Raw genomic sequence first — 2387 nt, forward strand, 5'->3', positions numbered from 1 at the left:
TGGTGCTGCTGCAGCCCGCCGCAAGCACGCTCCACAGGATGGGGATGCGCACCCGACGCGCGGCAATCGCCAGCACCAGAAGGTTGATGTCCTTCGCACCCACCTTCCAGCTGGTCCGGTCCAGACATAGCGTGAACGGTGCGCGCAGGTTCAAAAGTCCGATCAGGGTGCGGGCAAGCCATGCTTCGTCGAGCCGCACGAACTGGAAGAAACGCTGCAGACGACGGTAATTGGAGGAAAGACGCGCCGGCCCGGAAAACTGGCTGGCGATGTGGCTCAGGTTCACGGTGCGGCCGTTCACCAGCCCCAGGATGATCACCACCATCGTTTCCAGGCGGCTGCTGCTCAGGGCCAGATGCGACGATAGCGTCGACATGAGAGAGCCGGGCAGAGCAGTCATGGCCAGGATCCTTCTGCGCGAGGGATGAATCCTCCATTTCAACTCATCCCTGACCTCCCAGCCATCACTGTCGTGTAGTGTGGTCGTCGGGTCTGAACAAGCTCCCGGGCACTGATTTGCTTGGGAGAATTGTTGGTTTGGGCGCTCCGGAATTGCAGGGATCAGTTGGAACCATGCGATAATCCTGCGATTCTGGCGGGCATGAAGCATCGTCCCCGCCCTTTGGAACAGGCCGACCTGCTGCGGCCACGGCTGGTCGACATGATCGATGGACGGCATGAGCTGGTCCGGCTCGCCGGGTTGATCGACTGGCCATGGTTCGAGCGGGAGTGGGCGGGCTTCTTTCCAGCTGGTGAGGGACGGCCCGCCACCCATCCGCGCCTGGTGGCGGGGCTGATGTACCTGCAGCACGCCTTCAACCTTTCGGACGAGGCGGTGCTCGCCCGATGGGTGGAGAACCCGTACTTCCAGCACTTCACTGGCGAGACCTGCTTCCAGCACCGCCCGCCCATTCACCCCTCCTCGCTCAGCCGCTGGCGCGGCCGCATCGGCGAGGAGGGCGTGGAGTGGCTGCTTACCAAGACTATCGAGGCGGGTCGTGCCTGCGGGGCCGTGACGTCGCGCAGCCTGTCCGAGATCGCGGTGGACACCACCGTTATGGAGAAGGCCATCGCGCATCCGACCGACAGCCGCCTTTACGAGAGGGCCCGTTGCGGCATTGTCACGTTGGCCAGCTCTGGCTGGAACGAACTCGTCAGGCGAAGCTGGCGGCATGCCGTCCGAGGAAAGCGTCATGTTGCAGGGCGCGATCGGCAGCCTCACCCGATGAGCCACGAGACCGGTTTCCGTCGCAGAGGGCGCGAGGCTGCTCACCAGGCGGCCGATGGCCTCCAGGCAGCCTCAATCTCCCGCCATAGGCCACTGCGCGGGCTTGAGAGAGCGAGGCCGGGCTGTCGATTCCGGCCACCGCGTCTCCAGCTCTCGTACAACCTCGTCCAGCGCTCTCCGGTAGAGCTCGCGGTCGTTGCACGGCTTCGGCACACGGCTTCGCTTCAGACGCCCGCGCAGGACCGCATCCTCGATGGCGATGCGCGAGACGTGGAGGTGCGCTCCAGCCGATTTCCAAACCATCCGGGTCGTCTCCCGCTCCTGCAGGTCGGGGCCCCATTCCGGATCCCGGACGTAGGCCATCACCTTCGGCCAGACCTCGTCGGCGGTCGTCGCAACGGTGGCCGTCACGATGCCAGCAGCGGTCGGGACGTCGAACCTGTGACAATAGACCGCGAAGCCGTTTGCATCGTCGCCGGTGGGCCTCACGGAAACCGGGCTCCAGGCCCCAGGCGTGCCGACCGTTCGAGTGCCGACCTGCGACAGAAGTTCGTCCATCCACGCTGTGAATTCCGGGTCGACCTCTGCCTTCGCCTTCTCGGCCGCCTGCGCCCTCTCCTCGGGTGTCATCCGCGCGTTCCGTCGGATGGTGACCCGGATATTCTCCCTTGCCTTCGCGTAATCGGCGTCGGTCTTGCACGCACCTTCCGGCAAATAGCGTTGCAAGATGTACTCGGCGACCTGGACGTAATCGTCCTCAGTAAAGGCGTTCGGCGCGAGCGCCTCAAGGCGGCGCTTCACCCGCTCGCGCTCCTCAACGCTCCAGCGATGCCACGGACCATCAGCAGGTGAAGGAGCCCCGTGACCAGCTCCTGCTGGGAGCCCCAGGCTCCTCTTGAGCCAGCTTACGACACTCATCCGCCCCTCTGTGCGTGTGGTGCTCGGCGGCTGGGTGACTGGTACGGCATCTCGACGCTGGACCAAATTTGCTGCCAACTTTGCGCCTTGAATGGCGGGAGACCGTCGAGGCTCAGACCCCGTTTCATAACGGCTGAGCCAGACGCCGGACGAGGATCATGGCGGCGGCGAGGGTGAAGAAGGCGACGGCGGAACCGACGGTGGCCTCGTGATCGCGAGCGAGGCGTCGGCAGCGGCCGAA

The 2387-nt window shown here is 64.9% G+C and carries 1 protein-coding gene and 2 pseudogenes; 1 reads left to right on the forward strand and 2 read right to left on the reverse strand.

What is annotated here, in order from left to right; genetic code table 11:
- Positions 1-601: 601 nt before the first annotated feature.
- Positions 602-1115 (forward strand): annotated as a pseudogene (locus ROTAS13_RS23015) (transposase); the annotation flags it as partial.
- Positions 1116-1300: 185 nt separating this feature from the next.
- Here the strand turns inward: ROTAS13_RS23015 and ROTAS13_RS27475 are convergent.
- The gene (locus ROTAS13_RS27475; RefSeq protein WP_167668435.1) at positions 1301-2029 is read right to left on the reverse strand and encodes a hypothetical protein; all 729 of its coding nucleotides are present in this window, start codon (positions 2027-2029) and stop codon (positions 1301-1303) included.
- A 241-nt stretch (positions 2030-2270) separates the two neighbouring features.
- Positions 2271-2387: pseudogene (locus ROTAS13_RS26645) on the reverse strand (IS5/IS1182 family transposase); the annotation flags it as partial.

The sequence above is a fragment of the Roseomonas sp. TAS13 genome (assembly GCF_001950415.1).
GTDB classification, from domain to species: Bacteria; Pseudomonadota; Alphaproteobacteria; order Acetobacterales; family Acetobacteraceae; genus Roseomonas; species Roseomonas mucosa.